This is a genomic window from Parageobacillus thermoglucosidasius (assembly GCF_001295365.1).
In the GTDB taxonomy this organism is placed as follows: Bacteria; Bacillota; Bacilli; order Bacillales; family Anoxybacillaceae; genus Parageobacillus; species Parageobacillus thermoglucosidasius.
This window is the reverse complement of sequence record NZ_CP012712.1, coordinates 30,869-53,541: the sequence shown is the minus strand read 5'-3', so window position 1 is coordinate 53,541 and position 22,673 is coordinate 30,869. Positions and strand designations below refer to the sequence as shown.

The 22,673-nt window shown below is 45.1% G+C and carries 26 protein-coding genes; 18 read left to right on the top strand and 8 right to left on the bottom strand.

What is annotated here, in order from left to right:
• Nucleotides 1-39 precede the first annotated feature (39 nt).
• The 5 genes from AOT13_RS00295 (at nt 40) to AOT13_RS00275 (ending at nt 4,642) form a co-directional block, all read left to right on the top strand.
• Entirely contained in the window at nt 40-1,227 is a 1,188-nt protein-coding gene (locus tag AOT13_RS00295) for an ABC transporter substrate-binding protein (RefSeq protein WP_003248276.1), read from the top strand.
• Between the two features lie 81 nt (nt 1,228-1,308).
• Entirely contained in the window at nt 1,309-2,187 is an 879-nt protein-coding gene (locus tag AOT13_RS00290) for a branched-chain amino acid ABC transporter permease (RefSeq protein ID WP_003248279.1), read from the top strand.
• Between the two features lie 17 nt (nt 2,188-2,204).
• Nucleotides 2,205-3,179, top strand: coding sequence for a branched-chain amino acid ABC transporter permease (locus tag AOT13_RS00285; protein ID WP_003248280.1), 975 nt, complete (start codon nt 2,205-2,207; stop codon nt 3,177-3,179).
• A complete protein-coding gene (locus AOT13_RS00280; protein WP_013876304.1) occupies nt 3,154-3,933 on the top strand; it encodes an ABC transporter ATP-binding protein in 780 nt (259 codons plus the stop codon). Before AOT13_RS00285 ends, AOT13_RS00280 begins: the two co-directional genes overlap by 26 nt.
• Nucleotide 3,934: 1 nt before the next feature.
• Nucleotides 3,935-4,642, top strand: coding sequence for an ABC transporter ATP-binding protein (locus AOT13_RS00275; RefSeq protein WP_003248285.1), 708 nt, complete (start codon nt 3,935-3,937; stop codon nt 4,640-4,642).
• Nucleotides 4,643-4,973: 331 nt separating this feature from the next.
• On the opposite strand, the gene AOT13_RS00270 is transcribed toward AOT13_RS00275, so the two are convergent.
• Nucleotides 4,974-5,945, bottom strand: a complete 972-nt coding sequence (locus tag AOT13_RS00270) for a M23 family metallopeptidase (RefSeq protein ID WP_376699819.1) — start codon at nt 5,943-5,945, stop codon at nt 4,974-4,976.
• Nucleotides 5,946-6,151: 206 nt separating this feature from the next.
• Between AOT13_RS00270 and lipA the strand changes: the two genes are divergently transcribed.
• On the top strand, nt 6,152-7,048 hold the full coding sequence (lipA, locus tag AOT13_RS00265) for a lipoyl synthase (RefSeq protein WP_003248290.1): 897 nt from the start codon (nt 6,152-6,154) through the stop codon (nt 7,046-7,048).
• Between the two features lie 57 nt (nt 7,049-7,105).
• Here lipA and AOT13_RS00260 read toward each other — a convergent pair whose 3' ends face one another.
• The gene (locus AOT13_RS00260) at nt 7,106-7,789 is read right to left on the bottom strand and encodes a YhcN/YlaJ family sporulation lipoprotein (protein WP_013400074.1); all 684 of its coding nucleotides are present in this window, start codon (nt 7,787-7,789) and stop codon (nt 7,106-7,108) included.
• Nucleotides 7,790-7,901: 112 nt separating this feature from the next.
• Here AOT13_RS00260 and AOT13_RS00255 point away from each other — a divergent pair, with 112 nt between their 5' ends.
• On the top strand, nt 7,902-8,177 hold the full coding sequence (locus AOT13_RS00255) for a YutD family protein (RefSeq protein WP_003248293.1): 276 nt from the start codon (nt 7,902-7,904) through the stop codon (nt 8,175-8,177).
• 90 nt (nt 8,178-8,267) lie between these two features.
• Here the strand turns inward: AOT13_RS00255 and AOT13_RS00250 are convergent, their stop codons facing one another.
• Complete coding sequence (locus AOT13_RS00250; RefSeq protein ID WP_013876306.1) at nt 8,268-8,528, bottom strand: hypothetical protein; 261 nt, start codon at nt 8,526-8,528, stop codon at nt 8,268-8,270.
• 56 nt (nt 8,529-8,584) lie between these two features.
• The gene (locus AOT13_RS00245) at nt 8,585-8,854 is read right to left on the bottom strand and encodes a DUF3055 domain-containing protein (protein WP_003248297.1); all 270 of its coding nucleotides are present in this window, start codon (nt 8,852-8,854) and stop codon (nt 8,585-8,587) included.
• 96 nt (nt 8,855-8,950) lie between these two features.
• Here AOT13_RS00245 and hepT point away from each other — a divergent pair, with 96 nt between their 5' ends.
• Nucleotides 8,951-9,388, top strand: coding sequence for a type VII toxin-antitoxin system HepT family RNase toxin (gene hepT / locus AOT13_RS00240; protein WP_013876307.1), 438 nt, complete (start codon nt 8,951-8,953; stop codon nt 9,386-9,388).
• 192 nt (nt 9,389-9,580) lie between these two features.
• A complete protein-coding gene (locus AOT13_RS00235; protein ID WP_003248301.1) occupies nt 9,581-10,351 on the top strand; it encodes a TIGR01457 family HAD-type hydrolase in 771 nt (256 codons plus the stop codon).
• A gap of 260 nt (nt 10,352-10,611) precedes the next feature.
• On the opposite strand, the gene AOT13_RS00230 is transcribed toward AOT13_RS00235, so the two are convergent.
• Nucleotides 10,612-11,109: a phosphatidylglycerophosphatase A family protein gene (locus AOT13_RS00230; RefSeq protein WP_035501773.1), complete on the bottom strand. Its 498-nt coding sequence runs from the start codon at nt 11,107-11,109 to the stop codon at nt 10,612-10,614.
• A 225-nt stretch (nt 11,110-11,334) separates the two neighbouring features.
• Between AOT13_RS00230 and yutH the strand changes: the two genes are divergently transcribed.
• The 5 genes from yutH to thrB all read left to right on the top strand — a co-directional run bounded on the left by yutH (nt 11,335) and on the right by thrB (nt 16,871).
• Nucleotides 11,335-12,339, top strand: coding sequence for a spore coat putative kinase YutH (gene yutH / locus AOT13_RS00225; RefSeq protein ID WP_003248305.1), 1,005 nt, complete (start codon nt 11,335-11,337; stop codon nt 12,337-12,339).
• A gap of 92 nt (nt 12,340-12,431) precedes the next feature.
• Entirely contained in the window at nt 12,432-13,412 is a 981-nt protein-coding gene (locus AOT13_RS00220; protein WP_003248307.1) for a 2-hydroxyacid dehydrogenase, read from the top strand.
• 188 nt (nt 13,413-13,600) lie between these two features.
• On the top strand, nt 13,601-14,902 hold the full coding sequence (locus tag AOT13_RS00215) for a homoserine dehydrogenase (protein WP_003248309.1): 1,302 nt from the start codon (nt 13,601-13,603) through the stop codon (nt 14,900-14,902).
• Nucleotides 14,899-15,960: a threonine synthase gene (gene thrC, locus AOT13_RS00210; RefSeq protein ID WP_042385175.1), complete on the top strand. Its 1,062-nt coding sequence runs from the start codon at nt 14,899-14,901 to the stop codon at nt 15,958-15,960. The genes AOT13_RS00215 and thrC overlap by 4 nt, the downstream gene beginning before the upstream one ends.
• Nucleotides 15,957-16,871, top strand: a complete 915-nt coding sequence (gene thrB, locus AOT13_RS00205; protein ID WP_013400076.1) for a homoserine kinase — start codon at nt 15,957-15,959, stop codon at nt 16,869-16,871. The genes thrC and thrB overlap by 4 nt, the downstream gene beginning before the upstream one ends.
• A gap of 50 nt (nt 16,872-16,921) precedes the next feature.
• Here the strand turns inward: thrB and AOT13_RS00200 are convergent, their stop codons facing one another.
• Nucleotides 16,922-17,158: a NifU family protein gene (locus AOT13_RS00200; RefSeq protein WP_003248312.1), complete on the bottom strand. Its 237-nt coding sequence runs from the start codon at nt 17,156-17,158 to the stop codon at nt 16,922-16,924.
• Between the two features lie 96 nt (nt 17,159-17,254).
• On the opposite strand from AOT13_RS00200, the gene AOT13_RS00195 reads away from it, so the two are divergent.
• Entirely contained in the window at nt 17,255-17,581 is a 327-nt protein-coding gene (locus AOT13_RS00195; protein ID WP_003248313.1) for a YuzD family protein, read from the top strand.
• Between the two features lie 570 nt (nt 17,582-18,151).
• On the opposite strand, the gene AOT13_RS00185 is transcribed toward AOT13_RS00195, so the two are convergent.
• Nucleotides 18,152-19,222, bottom strand: a complete 1,071-nt coding sequence (locus AOT13_RS00185) for an NAD(P)/FAD-dependent oxidoreductase (protein WP_013876310.1) — start codon at nt 19,220-19,222, stop codon at nt 18,152-18,154.
• 314 nt (nt 19,223-19,536) lie between these two features.
• Here AOT13_RS00185 and AOT13_RS00180 point away from each other — a divergent pair, with 314 nt between their 5' ends.
• The 3 genes from AOT13_RS00180 to AOT13_RS00170 all read left to right on the top strand — a co-directional run bounded on the left by AOT13_RS00180 (nt 19,537) and on the right by AOT13_RS00170 (nt 21,247).
• Entirely contained in the window at nt 19,537-19,776 is a 240-nt protein-coding gene (locus AOT13_RS00180) for a YuzB family protein (RefSeq protein WP_003248316.1), read from the top strand.
• Between the two features lie 192 nt (nt 19,777-19,968).
• Nucleotides 19,969-20,823 (top strand): diaminopimelate epimerase, encoded by an 855-nt coding sequence (gene dapF / locus AOT13_RS00175; RefSeq protein WP_003248317.1) that lies wholly within the window; start codon nt 19,969-19,971, stop codon nt 20,821-20,823.
• Nucleotides 20,824-20,884: 61 nt separating this feature from the next.
• Entirely contained in the window at nt 20,885-21,247 is a 363-nt protein-coding gene (locus tag AOT13_RS00170; RefSeq protein ID WP_003248319.1) for a HesB/IscA family protein, read from the top strand.
• A gap of 432 nt (nt 21,248-21,679) precedes the next feature.
• Here the strand turns inward: AOT13_RS00170 and AOT13_RS00165 are convergent, their stop codons facing one another.
• The gene (locus AOT13_RS00165) at nt 21,680-22,672 is read right to left on the bottom strand and encodes an NAD(P)/FAD-dependent oxidoreductase (RefSeq protein ID WP_003248321.1); all 993 of its coding nucleotides are present in this window, start codon (nt 22,670-22,672) and stop codon (nt 21,680-21,682) included.
• Between the last annotated feature and the right edge of the window lies 1 nt (nt 22,673).

The window sequence follows — 22,673 nt, the reverse complement described above, 5'->3', positions numbered from 1 at the left end:
GCTCGAATTTTTCAAAAAATGATTATGGGGGGATAAGTAATGAAGAAAAAAAAGTTAGCTGGAGCTTTTTTATCGCTTATGGTAACTGCCGGCATCATGGCAGGATGCGGAGCGCAAAAGGATTCGACTAGTTCATCCGACAGCAAAGGAGGAGGCGGCGATACGATTAAAATCGGCGCCAACCTGGAATTATCCGGAGGAGTAGCTTCATACGGCCGGTCGATCGCTGAAGGGGTTGAGCTTGCATTTGAGGAAATAAATAAAGAAGGCATTAACGGAAAGAAGCTCGAGCTTGTAAAAGTTGATAACAAATCGGATGCGGCAGAAGCGACGAACGGTGCGATCAAACTGGTCAGCCAAGATAAAGTGACGGCGATTATCGGGGCGGCAACAAGCACAAATACGCTTGCGCAAATCCAAGTGGCGCAAGATAACAAAATTCCGTTAATAACCCCAACGGGAACAAACCCTGCGATTACCAACAAAGACGGAAAAGTAAACGAATTTATCTTCCGGACATGTTTCATTGATCCTTTTCAAGGAACGGTAGCTGCTAAATTCGCTATTAATGATTTGAAAGTAAAAAAAGCCGCTGTACTTATTGATACTTCAAGCGATTATTCCAAAGGGCTTGCTTCTGCTTTTAAGAAATCGTTTGAAAAAGACGGCGGCAAGATTGTGGCAGAAGAAGCTTATGTTGCGAAAGATACTGATTTCCGTGCTACGTTGACACGCATCAAATCAGCTAATCCGGAATTTATTTTCTTGCCTGGTTATTACGAGGAAGTAGGTCTGATTGTGAAACAAGCGCGTGAACTTGGCATTAATGTCCCTATTATGGGCGGAGACGGCTGGGATTCTCCGAAACTAGTTGAAATTGCCGGGAAAGATGCGCTGAACAATACATTTATTACCAATCATTATTCCTCGAATGACCCTGATCAAAAAATTCAAAATTTTGTTAAATCTTTCAAAGCAAAATATAACAAATCTCCAGATGCGTTTAATGCGCTTGGGTATGATACGGCATATTTCCTTGCTGACGCGATCAAGCGGGCAGGGGACGTAGATCCGGAAAAAATTAAAGACGCTCTCGCCGACACGAAAGACCTTTCTCTTGTATCCGGAACATTGACGTTGGATGAAAAACATGATCCGGTAAAATCTGTCACAATTCTGGAATATAAGGATGGGCAACAACAGTTTAAAACAAAAGTAAATCCATAACAATGAATGAAATGGATAGGGGGCATGTCCCCCTATTCGCAATCGTTCAGAAAAACAATATTTCCTAAGGAGAGTGCAAAGATGGAGCTGATTCAGCAGCTAGTAAACGGGATATCCCTTGGCAGCATATATGCACTAATCGCTCTCGGGTATACGATGGTATATGGAATTGTGCGGCTCATCAATTTTGCTCATGGCGATGTGTTTATGGTCGGTGCTTTTGTTGGATTTTACGCTATAACAGGCTTGCATGTAGGATTTTTTCCAGCGCTTCTGATGGCGATGGCTGTGTGTGCGGTCTTAGGTGTGTGCATTGAGAGAATTGCTTATAAGCCTTTGCGAAATGCGACGAGAATCGCCGCGCTTATCACGGCGATCGGGGTGTCGCTGTTTATTGAATATGGAACCATCTATATACGTGGCGCCCAGCCGGAAGCATATCCTAGCACATTGCTTCCGGATAAAAAAATAGAGGTATTTGGTGTCATGATCAGCAGCCAGTCATTATGGATTTTGGCTACTTCGATTGTATTAATGATTCTTCTTCAGCTTATCGTTCATAAAACGAAAATAGGAAAAGCAATGCGCGCCGTTTCTTACGACGCAGAAGCCGCCCGCTTAATGGGAATTAATGTAGACAATACCATATCGGCAACTTTTGCGATAGGATCTGCCCTGGCGGGAGCGGCTGGCGTCATTTTTGGCATTTACTACGTGAAAATTGAACCGCTGATGGGAATTATTCCAGGTTTAAAAGCGTTCGTAGCCGCTGTTTTAGGGGGGATCGGCATTATTCCAGGCGCGATGGTCGGCGGCCTTGTGCTTGGTGTGATTGAATCGCTCGTTAGCGGTCTTGGTTACTCTCTCTGGCGTGACGGAGTGGCTTTTATCGTCCTTATCCTTATTCTCATTTTCCGGCCGTCCGGGTTATTTGGTAAAAACGTAAGAGAAAAAGTATAAAAGGTGGGGAGAGAGTAATGGCGATTCGAAAGCGGATAAGCGGATTTTGGATCTCTATTGCGCTAGCGCTTGTATTTTTCGTAGTAGTTCAGCTGCTAATATCAGGAGAAATGCTTAATTCCTTTTATATTAATACATTATTTTTTATCGCTATCAATATTATGCTAGCGGTCAGCCTTCATTTAATTATCGGGATTACAGGGCAATTTTCCATCGGACATGCCGGATTTCTTGCAGTCGGGGCTTATGCGTCGGCGATCATGACAATGAAACTGCAAATGCCGTTTTCCCTCGCATTGCTTGCCGGCGGGATGGCTGCCGCGGTAGCAGGTCTTCTCATTGGCATTCCGACCCTTCGTTTAAAAGGGGATTATTTGGCAATCGCTACGCTTGGGTTTGGCGAAATCGTGCGAATTATTTTGCTGAATGTTGATTATGTTGGCGGCGCCAGCGGCATGACGGTGACCCATCTTACAACTTGGCCGTGGGTATTTGCCTGCTTGCTCATTACCATCATTGTGATTGCAAACTTTACTAATTCCACTCATGGACGCGCCTGCATTTCGATTCGTGAAGATGAAATCGCAGCCGATTCCATGGGAATTAACACAACGTATTATAAAGTAGTCGCCTTTGTTATCGGTGCTTTTTTTGCTGGCATTGCCGGCGGTCTTTATGCTCATCACTTTTATATTATTCAGCCGACAAACTTTGGTTTTTTGAAATCATTTGATATTTTGATTTTTGTTGTGCTTGGCGGATTAGGGAGCATGTCCGGAGCGGTCATCGCTGCAATCTTGCTGACGATCGTTTCAACATTTTTGCAAGAATATCCAGAAACGCGGATGATTATCTATAGCCTTGTGCTGATATTAGTGATGCTGTACCGCCCGAAAGGATTGCTTGGCACGCGGGAACTGGCTTCGTTCTTTAAGCAGCGCAGAACGGCTGAAGGGGGAATCGAAGATGGCAACAAGCACACCGTTGCTTAAAACGGATGGCGTTGGCATTGAGTTTGGCGGTTTGAAAGCATTATCCGGCATCAATATCGAATTGAACATGGGAGAATTGGTCGGTCTCATTGGGCCGAATGGGGCAGGAAAAACAACTTTTTTTAACTTGTTGACCGGTGTCTACGAGCCGACGGAAGGAACGATCATGCTTGAGAATGAAAAATTAAACGGCCTGCCGCCCTACAAAATCACAAGAAAAGGAATCAGCCGTACGTTTCAAAATATCCGTTTGTTCGGGGAGCTGTCCGTGCTTGATAATGTTAAGGTTGCGTACCATTCTCTCGCCCGTCATTCTATTTTGAGCTCGATATTTCGCCTGCCTTCGCATTTTTCCGGCGAGAAAGAAATAGAGGAAAAGGCCATAGAGTTTTTAAAAATTTTCAAGCTGGAGCACGTCATGCATGAAAAAGCGAAAAATTTGCCATACGGACAGCAGCGCCGTTTAGAAATCGCCAGAGCGCTTGCGGCACATCCAAAGCTGTTGCTGCTGGATGAGCCTGCGGCGGGCATGAATCCTCAGGAAACCCAAGAACTAATGAACTTGATTGCTTTTATAAGGGAAAAGTTTCATTTGACGATTTTGCTTATTGAGCATGACATGTCCCTTGTCATGGGAATATGTGAGCGAATTTACGTGCTTGACCATGGGCAGCTGATTGCGCACGGGACACCGGAAGAGATTAGGAATAATCCGAAAGTGATTGAAGCATACCTTGGCGAGGAGGTGTCCTGAAATGCTGAAAGTCGAAAATGTCAATGTATTTTACGGCAATATTCAAGCGCTTAAAGGAGTTTCATTGGAAGTCAAAGAAGGGGAAATCGTCACATTAATCGGGGCAAACGGTGCCGGAAAAAGCACGCTGTTAAAGACGATTTCCGGATTGATAAAACCGAAGCAGGGAGATATTTTATACGAAGGGCAATCGATCGCGGGAAAGGCGGCGCAAACGATTGTTAAACGGGGAATTTCCCATGTTCCGGAAGGACGGCGTGTTTTTGCCAATATGACTGTGGAAGAAAACTTAGAATTAGGTGCTTTTTTACGGAAAAATAAACAGGAAATTCAGCAAGATTTCGAAAAAGTATACCACCTGTTCCCCCGCCTTTATGAACGAAGAAAGCAGCTTGCCGGAACTTTATCGGGAGGGGAACAGCAAATGCTGGCGATCGGCAGGGCGTTGATGGCGCGTCCGCGCCTTCTCCTGCTTGACGAACCATCCATGGGGTTAGCCCCGTTATTAGTCAAAACCATTTTCCGCATTATTGAAGAAATTAATTCGTTTGGAACGACCATTTTGTTAGTAGAGCAAAACGCAAATATGGCGCTTTCGGTGGCTGATCGGGCATATGTCATTGAATCCGGCCGCGTTGTCTTGTCAGGTTTAGCGGAAGAGCTGAATGACAGCGAACAAGTGAAGAAAGCGTACTTGGGGGGACATTAAAGTTACTTCGGCCCGGCAAAAAGAGATGGCAACAGGAAGCCGCCAAGTTTGCTCGGCTCCCCTTATAGCAGGCAGAAAGCAAGCGAATGAATCTGCCTGCTGTGGAAAGGATTTTTCTATGGGAAAATGCAAAAAACATGATGATGCACCGTTTTAAGACGAGAGAGGGGAATTCGGAAGAAACGGCCGAAAGAGCCTGATGCAATTTCAAGCTGTCCAGCCGAACAATATATTCATTTTCCTGCAAAAAAATGAAACAGCCTGAGCCCTTATGAATATAGGACTCAGGCTGTTTGAATGTGCTTTTTTATTCCTGTCTGCTTGACAGTGGTTACTTCAAGTGCGAATCTCCTTGCTTTTTATTCCGCTTCTGTGCCTGTTCCCATGCTTTAAGGTGGGGATATGGGTCAAAAGCCCATTCCGTATATCCATTATCTTTGTACATTCCGTAATGAAGGTGTGGCGGAAATTTTCCCGCTGTTCCCGGTGGGCCATACCCGGAGCTGCCGACATAGCCAATAATGGTTCCCGGCTCGACGATTTGTCCTTCGCGCAAATGCGGGGGAAATCCGTTTAAATGAGCAAAATAGTGATAATTGTTGTTGATGTCCCGGATGCCGATGCGCCATCCCCCATATTTATTCCAGCCTTTTAATTCGACAATTCCGTAGCAAGTCGACCGCACCGGCACACCATAGTTTGCGAAAATATCGGTTCCTTCATGAATGCGGCGCCCGCCCCAGCCTCTCGCATCTCCCCATGTATCCCGGTAGCTATAATCCGTGTGAAGCGGGAGCGGGAAAACATGGCCGTCTAGCTTTAATGTATGGTATTTTTTATAAATTTTAACTTTCCCTAAAATCAAATCAACGGTTTTGCTGCGTTGATAATAATCCCAAAGTGCCATTTTGATGCGTTTATGGTCGATGCCATACGATTGCAGAAACCGCGCCATGGCAAAAATAACATCTTCATCGTTTTTCGGATCGGCAACGCCGTCTCCGTTTCCGTCCATACCGAAGCCGCCGAATTGCGAAATCGAAAACGGATTCGTGTCATAAGGGTTTTTATTTAACGGTCCCGCCCAAATTTCCGGTTTTATATAAATGCCAAGCGCGCCGGTGGGTTTTGGCAAATCGCGGCGCACTTGCCGGACGTTCCGTTCATATTGGTCGATTGCCGCAAAGTAATACCAAGGGATCAATGAGACTGCCTCTGCTTTTTTGTACAATTCCATCCGTTTTTGATAAATGGCTTCATCGGACTTTTCTTGAGCAAATATCGGTTTGGGCGACAAAAATATAACAGCGGTTGTCACGATGGCAATGATAAATGGATGCACGCGTTTTTACCCCCTTTCCGTACATCTCCTATATTTAGTTTGGAGAGATTGGCTTGTTTCATAAATATTAAAAAATGGTAAGGGATAGGCGGTGGCTAATTTTTTGTGTTTGTTTGCCGTTTTTTTTATAATGAAAAGTGTAAATAAAATTTATTGGAGTGAGAACAATGGCGACAAAAGAAGAACATCTTCGCAAACCGGATTGGTTAAAAATAAAGCTGAATACCAATGAAAATTATACAGGCTTAAAGAAATTGATGCGGGAAAACCGGTTACATACCGTATGTGAAGAAGCAAAATGCCCAAACATTCATGAATGCTGGGCAGCGCGGAGAACGGCAACGTTTATGATTTTAGGGAACGTATGTACGCGTGCGTGCCGTTTTTGCGCGGTAAAAACGGGATTGCCGACGGAGCTTGACTGGCAAGAACCGGAACGTGTCGCCGAATCTGTCCGTCTGATGAATTTAAAACATGTCGTCGTTACCGCTGTCGCCCGCGATGATTTAAAAGATGGCGGAGCAGCGGTGTTCGCGGAAACGATTCGTGCCATCCGCCGCAAAAATCCGTTTACGACAATTGAAGTGCTTCCTTCCGATATGGGGGGAGTATACGAGAACTTAAAAACATTGATGGACGCTCGTCCGGATATTTTAAACCATAACATTGAAACGGTGCGCCGCTTGACGCCGAGAGTGCGTGCACGCGCGACATATGAACGCTCGCTTGAATTTTTGCGCCGCGCGAAAGAATTGCAGCCGGACATTCCGACGAAATCGAGCATTATGGTCGGCCTTGGCGAAACAAAAGAAGAAATTATTGAAGCGATGGATGATTTGCGCGCCAATCACGTCGATATTTTAACGATCGGCCAATATTTGCAGCCAACGAAAAAGCATTTAAAAGTAGTGAAATATTATCACCCAGACGAATTTAAGGAATTAAAAGAAATCGCCTTAAGCAAAGGATTCACCCATTGCGAAGCCGGGCCGCTCGTCCGCTCTTCCTATCATGCGGATGAACAAGTCAATGCGGCTTCGGCAGCGCGGCAAGCAAAAGCATAAACGCACGAAAAACGGTCTTGCCTTCCAGTGAAGACAGACCGTTTTTCTATTGCCGTGCTATCGGCTTGTTTTTGCGGGAGCTGGTCTTTCATCATGGAAATCACGGTCGAGCCGGTCATTCGTTTCATGGATCATTTCGCCATTTTCGTTTTCCCCATCGCTTAGTTTCCGGCCCTGCGGATATTTTAACATTCTTTGAATCGTTGTATCGATGATTTGATCAATATTCCGGCTGTTGGAATCTAAACGTCCGAAGCGCTCGATGTCTTTCATGAGGCGCGGATCGTCGGCAACGTAAACATGATAATAGCGCGGAACGACAGAAAGGGCGGTTTTTTTCACTTGATCCGCTGTTTGGTGGCGGTTTTTTGTATCTGTGTCATAAACGATTAATACTTCTTCATCGGTTACCAATGTGGCGGCGTCGTTAACGTTTGGCAGCTGTGTGCAAAGCTTGCTAATTAAATCAGCCGCGCGCTCGCGGTTGAATGTTGGCATGTTGTTGTACAAGTTTGCATCACTGGGAACAGGGCTTTTTTGATGGCGGACATAGCCAAAATTGTCCATTCGTGTGTCGTCGCCGTTCGGCACCCCGTTTTCGTTATATAAATCATTGCGATCGGTAACGTTTATCGTGTTGCCGCTTCGTTTGTATACGTCTGTATTGTTATCTTGCGCCGTTTGCGCACAGCCTGCTAATGTGGCGGCACTTAACGTGACGGCAAGCAATGCTTTTCTCATTGCAAACACCCCCTTCACTTTCAGGATGTTCCTCTTTCTTCACTTTGATAACAGTAATTGATTGGGAGCGTTTCATCGTTTATGATGAAAGTGGAAAGGCAAGGTGAAAAGGATGATATGCATTAATAATATATGTTATGAATTAGTGGAAAACGTGAAAAACGCGTTTAATGAAGAAGCATTTCGCGCGCGATATGCCGATATTTTAAGCAAGTATGACTATATCGTCGGGGACTGGGGCTATAACCAGCTTCGCTTGCGCGGTTTTTTTGATGATCATAACCAACGGGCGACATATGATACGAAAATCAGCACATTATCAGAATATTTGTATGAATATTGCAATTTTGGCTGCGCGTATTTTGTGCTCCGCAAAGTGAAACGGTAAAACAAGCGAAACTGGCACAAAAGGCTTCCGCATATGGTTCGATGCACAAGCAGAGAAGGGTGTCCCATCACTTTTGGGACACCCTCGTCATTATGTTTCGCCATATTGTTCGTTTTCCCGCGGGTCATCGTGCGGCGGATGCGCTCCGGGATCGCGCCGCGGGATGTTTTGATGGAACGATTTGTCTTCGTAGTTAAAGGCGCTATAGTAACGCTGTCCTTTTTTCCACGAAGTGCTTTTATTTTGTACCGGATCATCTGCGCGCCGCGGAGAACCGTACGGCCCTTCCGGGAATTCTTCGGCTGTTAAAAAATTTTTCTGTTTTTCTACGGTGGAAAAGTCGCTCTGCACGGTTTCACCTTCCTCGTTGAAAAGGTCATTTATAATGTTCCCTAATGAGAAAAAGGCTATGAAATGCATTCGTATAAAAATGACCGTAAATCATTGGCATCCTCTTCACTCAGGCGGTAAGCTTCCTCTAAATATCCCGGCTCTTCTAAATCGTCCTGCCCAATAATCGCAAAACGGTTGCTTTGCAAGTCGAGAACTAAATATTTCCCATAAAAGCGGTCCGTTTCGATAATTGCCAAATCAAACCGTTGCCGTTCTCCAAGAAAGCTGACAAAACGCGTTTTCGTATCCACCGTATCGTCATATAAGTAAAAACGTTCGCTCATAAACGCCAACCTCCAGTAAGAAATGGTACTTCCATCATAACAATATTCGCATAATTATGATACAATAAAAAAAGACAAATATAGGAGGAAGTAACGATGTACTTTGTTGACCGCAATAAAATCGAAGAAACGCTGCGCTATATGGAAAAACTGTTACATATTTACAAACAAAACCCGTCGTGGGACGATGAATTATCCCAGCTCGCTCTTGAGCGCCTTGTTCATTTAGTGATTGAGGCGGTTTTAGATGTCGGAAACGCGATGATCGACGGCTTTATTATGAGAGACCCGGGCAGCTATGAGGATATTATCGACATTTTGACAGATGAACGGGTTGTCACGGCGGATGACGCAAAAGGATTGAAAGCGATCATTGGCTATCGAAAAATGCTTGTTCATCATTATACGAATGTCGACCACGCAAAATTATTGGAGGAAATGCAAAAACATTTTCCGGCGCTGCAAGCATATCCGAATGCTATTCGCACATATTTGGAAAACGAGCTCGGTCCCGTGTCGGCGTTCCGCAATTAAAGACATTTCATTTATTGTTGACAAACGCGTCTCCAATGTTCATTTTCCCAAGAGCCTTCCGCTTCATGCATTATGACGAAGAAGGCTTCTTGGCGGAAGAATCACAGGGCATTGGAGCGTGTTTGCTTTTTGACATTTTTCGTTTCTTTGTATAAGGTGGTTACGTGCATTCTAAAAAAGAGGTGACAGATGTTGAAGAAGTACAAAGGATATTTAATCGATTTAGACGGCACGATGTATCGTGGAACGGAATGCATCGCGGAGGCTCGCGATTTTGTCAAAGCGTTGTATCAAAAAGGCATTCCGTATTTATTTGTCACGAACAACTCTTCGCGCACGCCGGCGCAAGTGGCGGAGAAGCTGCAGTCATTCGGCGTCCCGGCGACAGAAGAGCATGTGTTTACGACAAGCCAAGCGACGGCAAATTATATTTTTGAAAAAAAACCGGATGCTTCTATTTATGTAATCGGGGAAGAAGGACTCCGCACCGCTCTGGAAGAAAAAGGGTTTGCCTTTGCAAAAGAAGATGCGGAATTTGTTGTAATGGGGATTGACAGAAATATTACATATGAAAAGCTTGCCATCGCTTGTTTGGCTGTGCGCAACGGTGCGACATTTATTTCGACGAATGCTGATATTGCGCTTCCGACAGAACGGGGATTGCTGCCGGGGAACGGTTCACTGACGGCAGTTGTCGCCGTATCGACGCAAGTGCAGCCTATTTTTATTGGAAAACCGGAAAAAATCATTATGGAACAAGCGCTAAAAGTGCTGGGAGTGCCAAGAGAAGAAACATTAATGATCGGTGATTACTACGATACCGATATTATGGCAGGAATGAATGCGGGAGTGGACACGCTTCTTGTCCATACAGGGGTAACGACGAAAGAACTGCTGCAACGATATGAAAAGCAGCCGACATATACGGCGGATTCGCTCAAAGAGTGGATCGACCGCATTTAATAAAGAGGCTGGCGCAAAAGGTCGGCGAATGACCTTTTGCGCCAGTTTTTTTCTTTTCATAGCTGCAGATGGGAAGTGAAACATCCTGCACGTTGTGCCAATAGTAAACAGTGTATGTTTCATGGCTTTAATGTCGTGAGTGGCAGTGATTTTACGATCCCAAAAAAGAAACAGTTTCCCGTATTTTTTGCGAAAAAGGAGGGGCCAAAAAGCGAACAGCTACCGAATTTTGGCCCCATCTTTTTTGGCTTAAGAGCCGCTTACTCCACATTGGCCGCCCGATGTGCTAAGCGGCTTGAGGCAGCGGCCGCAATAGCGCCAACAATGTCGTCCAAAAACGTATTGCATTTTCCCGTGGATTTATCGTTCAATTTTTTTAAAATGCCAGGCTTTTGTTTATCGACATATCCGTAATTAGTGAAGCCGATGGAGCCGTATACGTTTACGATGGAAAGCGCCAAAATCTCGTCGACTCCATATAAGCCTTCGTCGCGTTGAATAATCGACTGCAGTGGTTCATCTAACTTGCCTTCTTCTGCCAATTTGTCAAGCTGAATGCCGGTGAGGATCGCGTTTTGCACTTCCCGTTTGGAAATCACGCGATTGACATTTTCAATGCATTCTTCTAGTTGCAGATTTGGATGGTACTTTGATTGCAAATAATATACGAGTTCAGCGATGTCTTTAATGGTAACGCCACGTTCTTCGAGCCATTGACGAGCGATTTGCTCCAGATTGTTCATGATTGGTCCTTTCATTTACTTCACCTGTTTCTTTAAGAAGTTATTTTTATTATATATGTTTATCATGTCATAAATGTGCCGTTCCTGTAAACATTGCTGCTTAGAAAAAAGGGAAATTCCTACCATAATTGTTTAGGTGAGTAATGAAGAAATGAATGTACCTCAGCAAAAGAATATTTGGAAAGCGCAGATTTTTTGGTAACTCCCCTCATATATTACTTTTATAAGGGGGGAGAAGCGATGAAGGAGTTTATTAACAATGAATATGAAATCCCGGCAGAACGGTTTGAAAAAACTGGAAGATACGATACATTTCTGCATAAAAATCAGCGTTATACTGTTATTCCTGTATATGGGCGCACGGAAGCAGAAATAGAGGAATTACAGAAGATGAGCGATTATTTATTATTAACGGGAGATGACACTGTCGCAGCTTTCGTTCCGACTAAATCAGGAAAGTGGGTTGCTTACTACGGCGACCAGCCTGTTGTGATTGTCCGCTCGCCTGTTTCACCATATGCAAGAAATATTTCTATCGGCCGAGAATTAGCGAAATTTCACCAGCGCGGCCGCACATGTCCTATTCCGGTCGTCCATTGTCGGCGAATCGGCCAATGGAAAGAGTTTTGGGGAACAAGGCTCGACCAGATGGAGCAGTTTTGGAGAAGTAAAATGGAGACGGGGATCAAGGCTATGTTTGACCGTCTTTTTCTTGAATCGTTTCCGTACTATCTCGGCTTGGCGGAAAACGCGATTCAATATGTAGCGGATGCGGAGTTGGATGAGGAACCTGTCGGCGTTGATTACGCAACCTTTTGCCATGAACGGCTGCCAAATGCGAAATGGGTGGAAGGAAAGGAACAAAAGTTGGCGACAGACTGGGTATATGATCATTGCGCGAGAGATTTGGCAGAGTGGGTCCGGCACATATACATGAAAAAGGGCAATGTTTCTGTGGAAAGCATCCGGCGCTTTTTCCGCGAGTATCAACGGATTGCGCCATTATCGCCGTTTGCCTGGCGCTTAATTTACGCACGTCTTCTTTTTCCGCTTCATTATTTTGAATGTGTGGAAGGATATTATATGACAGACGGAGAAAGAAGAAAACAAGCATATGAACAAATGTTGCGTGGCATTGTCGGCCGTTCCCGGGAGAATGAACAATTTTTAGCGTCGTTTGCCGAGATTGCGGGGCCTGCCGGCCAGCGGCTTTATATTCCTAAAATTTACTGGTTTTTTTATTGATGACATATCGTGATGACCGCTTCTTCATCTTTTTTTTATGATGATGAATTATGATAAAATAAGGAAAAAATACATAAAAGAAGGTGGACCGCGTGACTCGACCGTACGTGTTTATAACGCGAAAGCTTCCCGATCATATTGTTGCCCCGATAAAAGAGATCGCTGAAGTGGCGATGTGGCCATATGACGACATACAAGTCCCCCGCGATGTATTAATGAATGAGGCGAAAAAAGCAGACGCGCTGTTAACGATGGTGTCTGATGTCGTCGATGAAGAAATATTAGAAGCGGGAAAATCGTTAAAAGTCGTCGCGAATATGGGAGTCGGGTTTGATAATATCGATATCCCTGCTGCGACTAAACACGGGATTGCTGTTTGCAATACCCCGGATGTGCTGACAGACACTACTGCCGATTTAACGTTTGCCTTGCTGCTGGCGACTGCCCGCCGTGTAGTGGAGGCGGCGCAATGGATCAAAGAAGGAAAATGGAAAAGCTGGAGTCCGTTTTTATTGGCTGGTGCCGATGTCCACCATAAGACGATCGGCATTGTCGGCATGGGAAAAATCGGGCAAGCTGTCGCCAAACGCGCAGCTGGTTTTGATATGAACATTTTGTACCATAATCGTTCCCGCAACAAAGAAGCAGAACAAAGGCTTGGCGCGACATATTGCTCGTTTGATGAGTTATTGGAAGCTGCCGATTTTGTTGTTTGCTTGACGCCGCTGACGAAGGAAACGCGGCATATGTTTAATAGCGAAGCGTTCCGCAAAATGAAACGGTCGGCGATATTTATTAATGCATCAAGAGGAGCTGTCGTGGACGAACAAGCGTTATACGCTGCGCTTGTAAACGGGGAAATTGCCGCGGCAGGATTGGATGTATTTGAACATGAGCCAATTGGCGCTTCTCACCCGTTGTTAACATTAACCAATGTGGTTGCTTTGCCGCACATCGGAAGCGCGACAAAAGAAACGCGCACGAAGATGATGGAACTGTGTTGCCGGAATATTATTGCCGTGTTAGAAGGAAAACGGCCGGAAACGCTTGTAAACAAAGAGCTGGAACGATAATAATTCAGGCAGTCCCTTTCGCAGCAGGGCTGCTTGCTTTTTGCGGAAAAATATCTGAATTTGCTTGATATTAACCGTTTTCAATATTTAATATAAAATTAATTATTGTAAAAAAAAGCAATATCTTTTATAATGTCTACTATAAAAAAACAAGTGTTTATACAGGAAATACAGAAGGGATGGGGAGTATGGCCAAGCCGATTTTCGTCGGGTTGTTAGGATTAGGAACTGTTGGAAGCGGTGTTGTCAAAATTATTGAAAATCATCAAGAACGGCTGATGCATCAAGTTGGATGCCCGGTACAAGTGAAAAAAATTCTTGTAAGAGATATATATAAACAACGGGACGTACGCGTCGACCCGTCTTTGCTGACAACCGATGTCGCTGACGTCATTGATGATCCGGAAATCGATGTCGTTATCGAAGTGATGGGAGGAATTGAAGAAACGCGCGAATATTTGCTGCGCGCATTGCAGCAAGGAAAGCATGTGGTGACGGCAAATAAAGACTTGATGGCATTGCATGGGTCGGAATTGTTGGCAGTGGCGGCAGAAAATCATTGTGATTTGTTTTTTGAAGCAAGCGTCGCCGGGGGAATTCCAATTTTGCGCAGCCTCGTTGACGGCCTTGCATCTGACCGGATTACGAAAATGATGGGAATCGTCAATGGAACAACAAACTATATTTTAACAAAAATGAGCAAATACGGAGCGTCTTATGAGGAAGTGTTAGCGGAAGCGCAAGCGCTTGGATATGCGGAGGCAGATCCGACTTCAGATGTGGAAGGATTAGATGCGGCCAGAAAAATGGCGATTTTAGCCCGGCTCGGATTTTCGATGAACATTGATTTAGAAGATGTGCAAGCAAAAGGAATAACGTCGATCACCGAAGAAGATCTCAACTACAGCAAACGCCTCGGCTATACGATGAAATTAATCGGCATCGCACAACGCGATGGCAACAAAGTGGAAGTTAGCGTTCAACCGACGCTGCTTCCTGATTCGCATCCGCTTGCGTCCGTTAATGATGAATACAATGCGGTATATGTGTATGGCGAGGCGGTCGGAGAAACAATGTTTTACGGACCGGGAGCGGGAAGTTTGCCAACCGCGACTGCCGTTGTTTCTGACTTAGTAGCCGTCATGAAGAATATGAGGCTCGGGGTAAACGGATGCAATGCCGTCGCGCCGCAGTATGAAAAGCAACTGAAATCGCCATCAGAAATTTTTTCGAAATATTTTTTGCGCATTCGTGTGAAAGACCAAGTTGGTGCGTTTGCGAAAATTACCACACTATTTTCAGAACGCGGCGTCAGCTTTGAGAAAATTTTACAATTGCCGTTGAAGGAAGATGGGCTTGCGGAAATCGTTATTGTCACACATCGCGCTTCGCAGCAAGATTACGAAGAAATTTTGCAGCAATTGCGTGAATTGGAAATTGTCCATGAAGTAAAGAGCTCGTATCGCGTTGAAGGAGAGGGAAAAGAATGACATGGAAAGGTTTGCTGCACGCATACCGCGAATTTTTGCCAATCAATGAAAACACCCCGATGCTTACTTTGAATGAAGGAAATACGCCGCTTATTCCGCTGCCGCGGTTGTCGGAAAAGCTTGGCGTTGAATTATATGTCAAAGTCGAAGGGGCAAACCCGACAGGATCATTCAAAGACCGCGGCATGGTGATGGCGGTCGCAAAGGCGAAAGAATCAGGAAGCCATACGATTATTTGCGCTTCGACAGGCAACACGTCCGCCTCCGCGGCGGCCTACGCGGCAAGAGCGGGGCTGCGCTGCATAGTGGTGATTCCGAATGGAAAAATCGCAATGGGGAAATTAGCGCAGGCGGTGATGTACGGAGCGGAAATTTTTGCGATTGAGGGAAACTTTGATGAAGCGTTAAAAATGGTGCGCCGCCTTAGCGATATGGCCCCAATTACGCTTGTCAATTCGGTAAATCCATACCGCATCGAGGGGCAGAAAACAGCGGCGTTTGAGATTTGCGACCAGCTTGGCAAAGCGCCGGACGTGCTTGCGATTCCGGTCGGTAATGCCGGGAATATTACCGCTTATTGGAAAGGATTTAAAGAATATCATGCGGCAAAACAAACGGGCCTTCCGCAAATGCGCGGATTCGAAGCGGAAGGAGCGGCTGCGATCGTCCGCAATCAAGTCATCGAGCATCCGGAGACGATCGCGACGGCGATTCGCATCGGCAATCCGGCGAGCTGGGAAAAAGCGGTGCAAGCAGCGGCGGAGTCGAACGGAAAAATTGATGAAGTATCTGATGCAGAAATTGTAGAAGCGTATAAACTGCTTGCGCGGGAGGAAGGGATTTTTGCCGAACCGGCTTCTTGTGCATCCATTGCAGGAGTGATCAAGCAGCGGAAGCGGAATGAAATTGAAAACGGAAGCACCGTTGTGGCCGTATTAACCGGAAATGGCCTGAAAGATCCGGCCATTGCGATGGAAGTGGCAGAAATCGAGCCAACCGTGCTTGCAAACGACGAAACCGTCGTGTTTGAACACATTCAAGGAGTTGTCCATCAATGAAAGAAGATGGGATGTTAAGAATCGTCGTTCCGGCAAGCACAGCAAATTTAGGGCCAGGTTTTGATTCAATTGGTCTTGCCGTGTCCCGTTACTTGACACTTGAAGTCAGGCTGGCAGACGAGTGGAAGTTCGTTCCCCGTTCTTCAGAAGTCGCAGCGATCCCAGCGGGGATGGACAATTTAATTTATCAAGTAGCAGCGCAAGTGGCACAAACATATGGATGCACGTTGCCAAGCTGTTTCGTGGATGTATATAGCAATATCCCGTTTACGCGCGGATTGGGAAGCAGCGCAGCAGCAGTGGTAGCGGGAATTGAACTGGCCAATGAGCTGGCCGGTCTGTCGCTCTCGCTGGAGCAAAAAATGCGGTTTGCCAGCTGTTATGAAGGGCATCCGGATAATGTTGGCGCTTCGTTATACGGAGGGCTCGTCATTGGCAGCCATCGCCGGGAAGAGACGGATGTCGTGCATGTTCCAGATGTGCAATTGGATTTAGTTGCTGTCATTCCTTCGTATGAGCTGGAGACAGAAAAAGCGCGCAGCGTTTTACCGCAGATGATGGCGCGAGAAGATGCCGTCGAGGCCAGCGCAGTCAGCAACGTGTTAGTCGCGGCATTGTTGACCAAAAGATGGGAACTTGCGGGAAAAATGATGTCGTGCGATTTATTTCATCAGCCATATCGCAAAGAACTTGTTCCGCAATTATCGCTTGTTGAAAAGCTGGCTATGCAATATGGAGCGTTTGGGGTGGCATTGAGCGGGGCTGGACCGACCATTCTCGCTTTTGCCGAACCGGGAAAAGGGATGGAATTAAAAGAAAAATTAGCCCCATATTTTCCGGATTGCGCGGTAGAATGGCTAACGGTCGAACAAAAAGGGAGTCAAGTGTATAAAATGTCGTTTGAAAAATAACAGCGGTTTCCCGATGGAAACCGCTGTTATTTTGGTGCAAACGGCCGCGGTTAGAATACTTGTTCTACTTCGACAATGCCCGGAACTTCTTCCAAAAGCGCGCGTTCGATTCCGGCTTTTAATGTGATCGTCGAGCTTGGGCAGCTTCCGCATGCGCCAAGCAAACGCAATTTGACAACTCCGTCTTCAACGTCGATCAATTCGCAGTCCCCGCCGTCACGAAGCAAAAACGGGCGCAGTTTGTCAAGAACTTCTTGCACTTGTTCTTTAATTTCTTGATCACTCATTTTTATCGACTCCTTTCTTTAACTTTATTATAATCATGGTAAAGAAAAAAATCTAATGATAAATTTTTGTTTTTACTATATGAAAGGTGGAAATATATGACGCTGAAGCAAGTAGAAATATGCGTATATGGCGCTGATATGATTTGCCCGTCTTGTGTCCATTTGCCTTCTTCCAAAGAAACATATGAATGGCTGGAAGCGGCGATTAAACGGAAATACCCGAATCAGCCGTTTTCCATAACATATATTGATATTTTCAACCCGCCAGAAGATGACGAAGCGAAAAAGGCGTTTGCCAAAAAGGTGCTGGAAGAAGATTTGTTTTACCCTGTTGTTGTGATCGAGGGGGTTATCGTCGGAGAAGGAAACCCAAGGTTAAAGTCGATTTATGCAGAGATGGAAAAGTACGGTTACCGGGGATAAAAAGGTTTTGTGGGCTTGCTATGCATCATTAGTAAAGGCAAAAGCAGTCGTGTGGATGGAGAAAGGGCAGCCATCAGCCCTTCAGAAGCGAGTGCGAAAAAGTGAAAATAATGGAAGATAGAATGATTTTCTAATAAACAAAGCATCGGTTCGGTATGAACGGTGAATTATTGATAACAATTCACAAAAGAGAATGGATAACATCTAAAATGATGCTGGATAAATGGCATCCACTATTAGTGGTAAAGTTTTCAAAATTTTTGAAAAAGAAAATTCCGCGGACTGGCCATACAGTGATTCATAAACATGACAGAACAGAACAAGAGATGCTGGCGAAAACGCTTCTCCATGTTCCAAGGCCTTCACTCCGTTCATGGAAGCTCGGTTGAATGAAAATAAAACGATGCAGCCTACTCAAGGAGTAGGCTTTTTGTTCATAAAAAAGAAAGGCAGGATTTAGTAATAGTTATCTCATAAAATCATAAAACCCGCCCATGCGTATTGTGGGGCTTGAAATGTTCAATAATGCTGATAAATCCGTATTTGTGGCACATGTTGCTTTCTTTCAGTTTAGTAGCCGTTATGATATTTGTACATCCACAATATCCCGGATTTTAACAATCGCGGAACTCTTCCGGTTATTGGGCGGTCAGCAAGGAGGCCGAATCCGTGTTTTCGGCCGAGCGATCCGAGAATCCCTTTTAATTTTATAGGAGGAAATTCGCTTGGCGGTTCTTCCCCGTTCCAGCGTTTTTGCAATACTTGAACGATTTGTTCCGCTTGGCCCTCTGCGAGCTGAGCGCTTGGAGAGTGCGGCAAACTTGCACAGTCGCCGACGACGTATACGTTTTCATATCCGGGAATGTGATGGCGTTTCGTTAAAACGACACGGCCTTGTTTGTCTTTTTCCACAGGCAGCTGGCGAACGACGCGGTTCGGCTGAATGCCTGCTGTCCAGACAATGACATCGCAATGAACTGGGGTGTCGTGATTGTAAAGCGTGTGTTCTTCTACTTTCGTAATGTTGGAACAGCGGACAATTTCGATATCATGTTGGTGAAACCAGCTTTCGACATAGTTGCTGAGCCGTTTAGGAAACATCGGCAAAATGCGTTCTCCGCGATCAAACAATTTTATGTGTAAATCAGGACGGCTTTCCGCTAATTCACTTGCCAATTCGACGCCGCTTAGTCCCGCGCCGACAATGCCGACAATAGATCCGGGAGGCAAATTGTTTAACGCTTCATATGCCGCGCGCGCCTTTTCAATGGATTGAATGCTATGCGTGAAAGTTTCGGCGCCTGGAACACCATGGTATTTATCTTCACAGCCTAAACCGATTACTAAATCATCATATGGGATGCTGCTTTCATCCTGCAACTGCACGTTTTGATTATCAAGGTCGATGTTAACGACTTCACCGAAACGGTAGGTAAGACGCGGATGTTCAGGAAATGGGACGCGGATGTGGTGATCGCTAATCGTGCCTGCTGCGAGCGCATAATACTCTGTTTTTAAGCAATGATATGGAACACGGTCGACGAGCGTTATATGAACATCTTCTGGTAAATGGTTTGGGAGGAGGCGAAGCAAAATCCGCATATTTCCATATCCTCCGCCGAGCAACACAAGGTGTCTCATAATAAAATTCCCCTTTTATGATGATCTTTATAACCATTAAAAAGTATAACGAAATTGTGACAAAATAACAACAATTTTCGGTAAACGCTGACAAAGGGGAGAAATAAACGCCGGCATGTGCAGGGAAAAGGCGGCGCCCTGCTTATGGGAAAAATGGCCCTGCATCCAGTAAACGAAGCAATGGAAAACGGCATCGCATTTCATTGGTTTTTACGCTATTCTCCAGAATCCGTCCAGTGAAAAACGAAGCGTTATTCGTTGACGTTTTTCCAAAAAACCGATACGATGAAAAGCAGTAGGAAGGTGAGAAAACAATGATCCAGCCAATTATTGAATTTTGTATCAGCAATTTAGCAAACGGCTCGCAAAAGGCGTTGGAAATATTAGAAAAAGATCCGAACTTGGATATTATAGAATATAGTTGTTTAAGCTACTGCACTCGGTGTGCGGAAACCCTTTTTGCTTTAGTGAACGGGGAAATCGTAACCGGTGATACTCCTGAGCAGCTGGTGGAAAATATTTACCGTTATTTAGAAGAAAACCCGATGTTTTAAACGATAACCTTGTGGGGAGTTTTCCATTGGCTTTCATCCAAGTGTATCTATTATGGCATAAAAAACGAGGATGTCCCACGGACATCCTCTTTTAAAGTGTATTATGAAAAAACGGGGGATATTTTCATTGTGCCCGGTTTATTTCCGATTTATACTTATATATAAAAAATTTTTTCTTTCTAAGGAGGAAATATGAATCAATTTTCATTTACGAAAATGCATGGCCTTGGCAATAGTTATATATATGTCAATATGTTTGAAGAAACCATTCCGGAGTCATTATTGTCGCTGCTGGCCGTGAAAGTGTCTAACGTTAATACCGGAATCGGGGCGGATGGCATGATTCTTATTTGCCCGTCAAAAGTAGCCCCGGTGAAAATGCGGATTTTTAATAGCGATGGTTCGGAAGGAAAAAATTGCGGCAATGGCTTGCGCTGTGTGGCTAAATATGTGTACGAGCATGGAATAGTCAATGACCGCTCGTTTTTTATTGAAACATTGTCCGGGCTGGTGAAGGCAGAAGTGGAAGTAGAAAATGGAGCGGTTACCAATGTCACCATTGATATGGGAAAGCCGCGTTTAAAGCGGAGCGAGATCCCGATGGTTGGTCCGGAAGCGGAACGGGTGGTTGCAGAACCGTTTGAAGTCGATGGGCAGCTGTATGAAATTACGGCGGTTTCGATGGGAAACCCTCATGTCATTTTTTACGTGGATGATATCAATCAAGCGGCGGTAACATCCCTTGGGCCAATTGTCGAAAAGGACAAACGTTTTCCTGAAGGGGTTAACGTCGAATTTGTCGAAGTAGTTAACGACCATGAGCTCCATTTTCGCGTCTGGGAGCGCGGCTCCGGAGTGACGCAAGCATGCGGGACAGGAGCATGTGCGGCTGTTGTCGCTTCAGTGTTAAATGGAAAAACAGCACGAAATAAGGAAACGATTGTCCATTTAGCGGGCGGAGATTTGACGATCACGTGGACGGATGAAGGAAATGTGCGGATGACAGGACCGGCGGAAACGATTTGCACAGGAGTGTATTATTATTAAATGTTTAAGATTTGAGCATAACGGATAAAAAGCGATATACTATCAGTAAGGAGGGATTGCAATGACGGATATTGTAACACTTACAGAGGCTGCTGCGTTTCAAATTAAAGATATGATGAAAGAACATGAAGAGGAAGGGGCATATCTCCGCATTGGCGTGAGAGGCGGCGGCTGCAGCGGTTTGTCGTACGGAATGGGATTTGACCATGAACGCCATGAAGACGATCATGAGTTTGAGCAACATGGAATTAAAATTCTCGTCGATAAAGACAGTGCGCCAATTTTACAAGGAACGGTTATTGACTATAAACAGTCGTTAATGGGCGGCGGTTTTACGATCAATAACCCGAACGCGATTGCCACATGCGGCTGCGGTTCGTCGTTCAGAACGGCAACGAACACTGGGACCCCAGAACAATGTTAAACGGCGGGCAACGCTTTCTGACCGCATAAGCTGAAAGCACCGTGGGGGTGGTAATCACCTAATCACCCTTGGGAGTCCGTGCGTCCACAAGTGTGTTCAAACATATTCAACGGAATAGATTGCAGACAACCTTCTTGCCAATGAATGTCCATCATCGGCAAGAAGGTTTTTGTTTGGCTTTGACAGCGAAGGCCGAAACCGGCAATTGCAAGCATGGTCCATATATGAAAATGTAGCGCTAACAGCGGCACAGGCTTCAGCATGGAAAGGATAGTTTGCAATTTTGGCAAGAAAATAGTAAATAAATACGCAGAGAAGCCAAGCAGTTGTTGAGCCGAAATGAATAATAAACAGCTAAAAAGTCACATTCATATAATAAAAAGGATGCTTTTGGCATAAAGCATCCCTTTTATTGGTGAAGAGGCAAGCAAATTAGAAGAGTGAAGTGGAGTGCGCCGGTTGCATTCTCGCTGTCGGATCGATATACGTTTTGGCGCTGCTAATCGCGATTGGCGCTTCCCCGAATCCGCAAGCAATGAGCTTTATTTTTCCTTCATATGTGCATATATCGCCGGCAGCGTAAACGCCAGGAATGTTTGTTTCCATTTTCGAGTTGACTTTGATCGAGTTTTTCTCAATTTCCAGCCCCCAGTTTTTTATTGGTCCAAGCGAAGAAATAAAGCCGTAATTCACAATGAGCGCGTCGATGTCGATCGTTTCGCGGGAGCCGTCTTTCACGTGCTCGATGACGACTTGGCGGATCCCGTTTTCATCGCCGATTAACTCCACAGGAACGAAAGGGGTTTTAACATTAACGGTGGAATTCAGCAATGTTTCCACGCTATGTTCATGAGCGCGGAATTTATCGCGCCGATGCACAATCGTTACTTTTTCCGCGATCGGTTCCAGCATAAGCGACCAGTCAACGGCTGAATCCCCGCCACCACAGACGAGCACTTTTTGCCCTTTAAATTGGTTTAAGTCGTTAATGAAGTAATATAAATTTTTCCCTTCATATTGCGCCGCGGTTTCTAGCTCAAGGCGCCGCGGCTGGAAAGCGCCGTTTCCGGCGGTAATAACGACGGTTTTGGAATAGTGTATTTCTTTGTTGGTCGTTAATTTCAACGTCCCGTTTTCTAATTTTTCTAACTTTTCAACCGACTGTTCCAAACAAACCGTCGGCGCAAATTGTTCCATCTGTTCTTTTAAATTATTAATCAATTCTTGGGCGCGAATTTTTGGAAATCCGGCAATGTCGTATATGTACTTTTCAGGATAAAGTGCAGATAATTGTCCGCCAAGTTGCGGAAGGCTTTCGATAATTTTCACGCTCATCTGCCTTAATCCTCCGTAAAAAGCAGCAAACAGCCCGGTCGGTCCACCTCCTATAATAGTAACATCATATATTTTTGGATCCTCTTTCATT

What these genes read in the sequence shown, in the direction of transcription:
- AOT13_RS00295 (WP_003248276.1), top strand. Translation starts at nt 40, where the DNA reads ATGAAGAAAAAAAAGTTAGCTGGAGCTTTTTTATCGCTTATGGTAACT.
- AOT13_RS00290 (WP_003248279.1), top strand. Translation starts at nt 1,309, where the DNA reads ATGGAGCTGATTCAGCAGCTAGTAAACGGGATATCCCTTGGCAGCATA.
- AOT13_RS00285 (WP_003248280.1), top strand. Translation starts at nt 2,205, where the DNA reads ATGGCGATTCGAAAGCGGATAAGCGGATTTTGGATCTCTATTGCGCTA.
- AOT13_RS00280 (WP_013876304.1), top strand. Translation starts at nt 3,154, where the DNA reads ATGGCAACAAGCACACCGTTGCTTAAAACGGATGGCGTTGGCATTGAG.
- AOT13_RS00275 (WP_003248285.1), top strand. Translation starts at nt 3,935, where the DNA reads ATGCTGAAAGTCGAAAATGTCAATGTATTTTACGGCAATATTCAAGCG.
- lipA (WP_003248290.1), top strand. Translation starts at nt 6,152, where the DNA reads ATGGCGACAAAAGAAGAACATCTTCGCAAACCGGATTGGTTAAAAATA.
- AOT13_RS00260 (WP_013400074.1), bottom strand. Translation starts at nt 7,789, where the DNA reads ATGAGAAAAGCATTGCTTGCCGTCACGTTAAGTGCCGCCACATTAGCA.
- AOT13_RS00255 (WP_003248293.1), top strand. Translation starts at nt 7,902, where the DNA reads ATGATATGCATTAATAATATATGTTATGAATTAGTGGAAAACGTGAAA.
- AOT13_RS00245 (WP_003248297.1), bottom strand. Translation starts at nt 8,854, where the DNA reads ATGAGCGAACGTTTTTACTTATATGACGATACGGTGGATACGAAAACG.
- hepT (WP_013876307.1), top strand. Translation starts at nt 8,951, where the DNA reads ATGTACTTTGTTGACCGCAATAAAATCGAAGAAACGCTGCGCTATATG.
- AOT13_RS00230 (WP_035501773.1), bottom strand. Translation starts at nt 11,109, where the DNA reads ATGAAAGGACCAATCATGAACAATCTGGAGCAAATCGCTCGTCAATGG.
- yutH (WP_003248305.1), top strand. Translation starts at nt 11,335, where the DNA reads ATGAAGGAGTTTATTAACAATGAATATGAAATCCCGGCAGAACGGTTT.
- AOT13_RS00215 (WP_003248309.1), top strand. Translation starts at nt 13,601, where the DNA reads ATGGCCAAGCCGATTTTCGTCGGGTTGTTAGGATTAGGAACTGTTGGA.
- thrC (WP_042385175.1), top strand. Translation starts at nt 14,899, where the DNA reads ATGACATGGAAAGGTTTGCTGCACGCATACCGCGAATTTTTGCCAATC.
- thrB (WP_013400076.1), top strand. Translation starts at nt 15,957, where the DNA reads ATGAAAGAAGATGGGATGTTAAGAATCGTCGTTCCGGCAAGCACAGCA.
- AOT13_RS00200 (WP_003248312.1), bottom strand. Translation starts at nt 17,158, where the DNA reads ATGAGTGATCAAGAAATTAAAGAACAAGTGCAAGAAGTTCTTGACAAA.
- AOT13_RS00195 (WP_003248313.1), top strand. Translation starts at nt 17,255, where the DNA reads ATGACGCTGAAGCAAGTAGAAATATGCGTATATGGCGCTGATATGATT.
- AOT13_RS00185 (WP_013876310.1), bottom strand. Translation starts at nt 19,222, where the DNA reads ATGAGACACCTTGTGTTGCTCGGCGGAGGATATGGAAATATGCGGATT.
- AOT13_RS00180 (WP_003248316.1), top strand. Translation starts at nt 19,537, where the DNA reads ATGATCCAGCCAATTATTGAATTTTGTATCAGCAATTTAGCAAACGGC.
- dapF (WP_003248317.1), top strand. Translation starts at nt 19,969, where the DNA reads ATGAATCAATTTTCATTTACGAAAATGCATGGCCTTGGCAATAGTTAT.
- AOT13_RS00170 (WP_003248319.1), top strand. Translation starts at nt 20,885, where the DNA reads ATGACGGATATTGTAACACTTACAGAGGCTGCTGCGTTTCAAATTAAA.
- AOT13_RS00165 (WP_003248321.1), bottom strand. Translation starts at nt 22,672, where the DNA reads ATGAAAGAGGATCCAAAAATATATGATGTTACTATTATAGGAGGTGGA.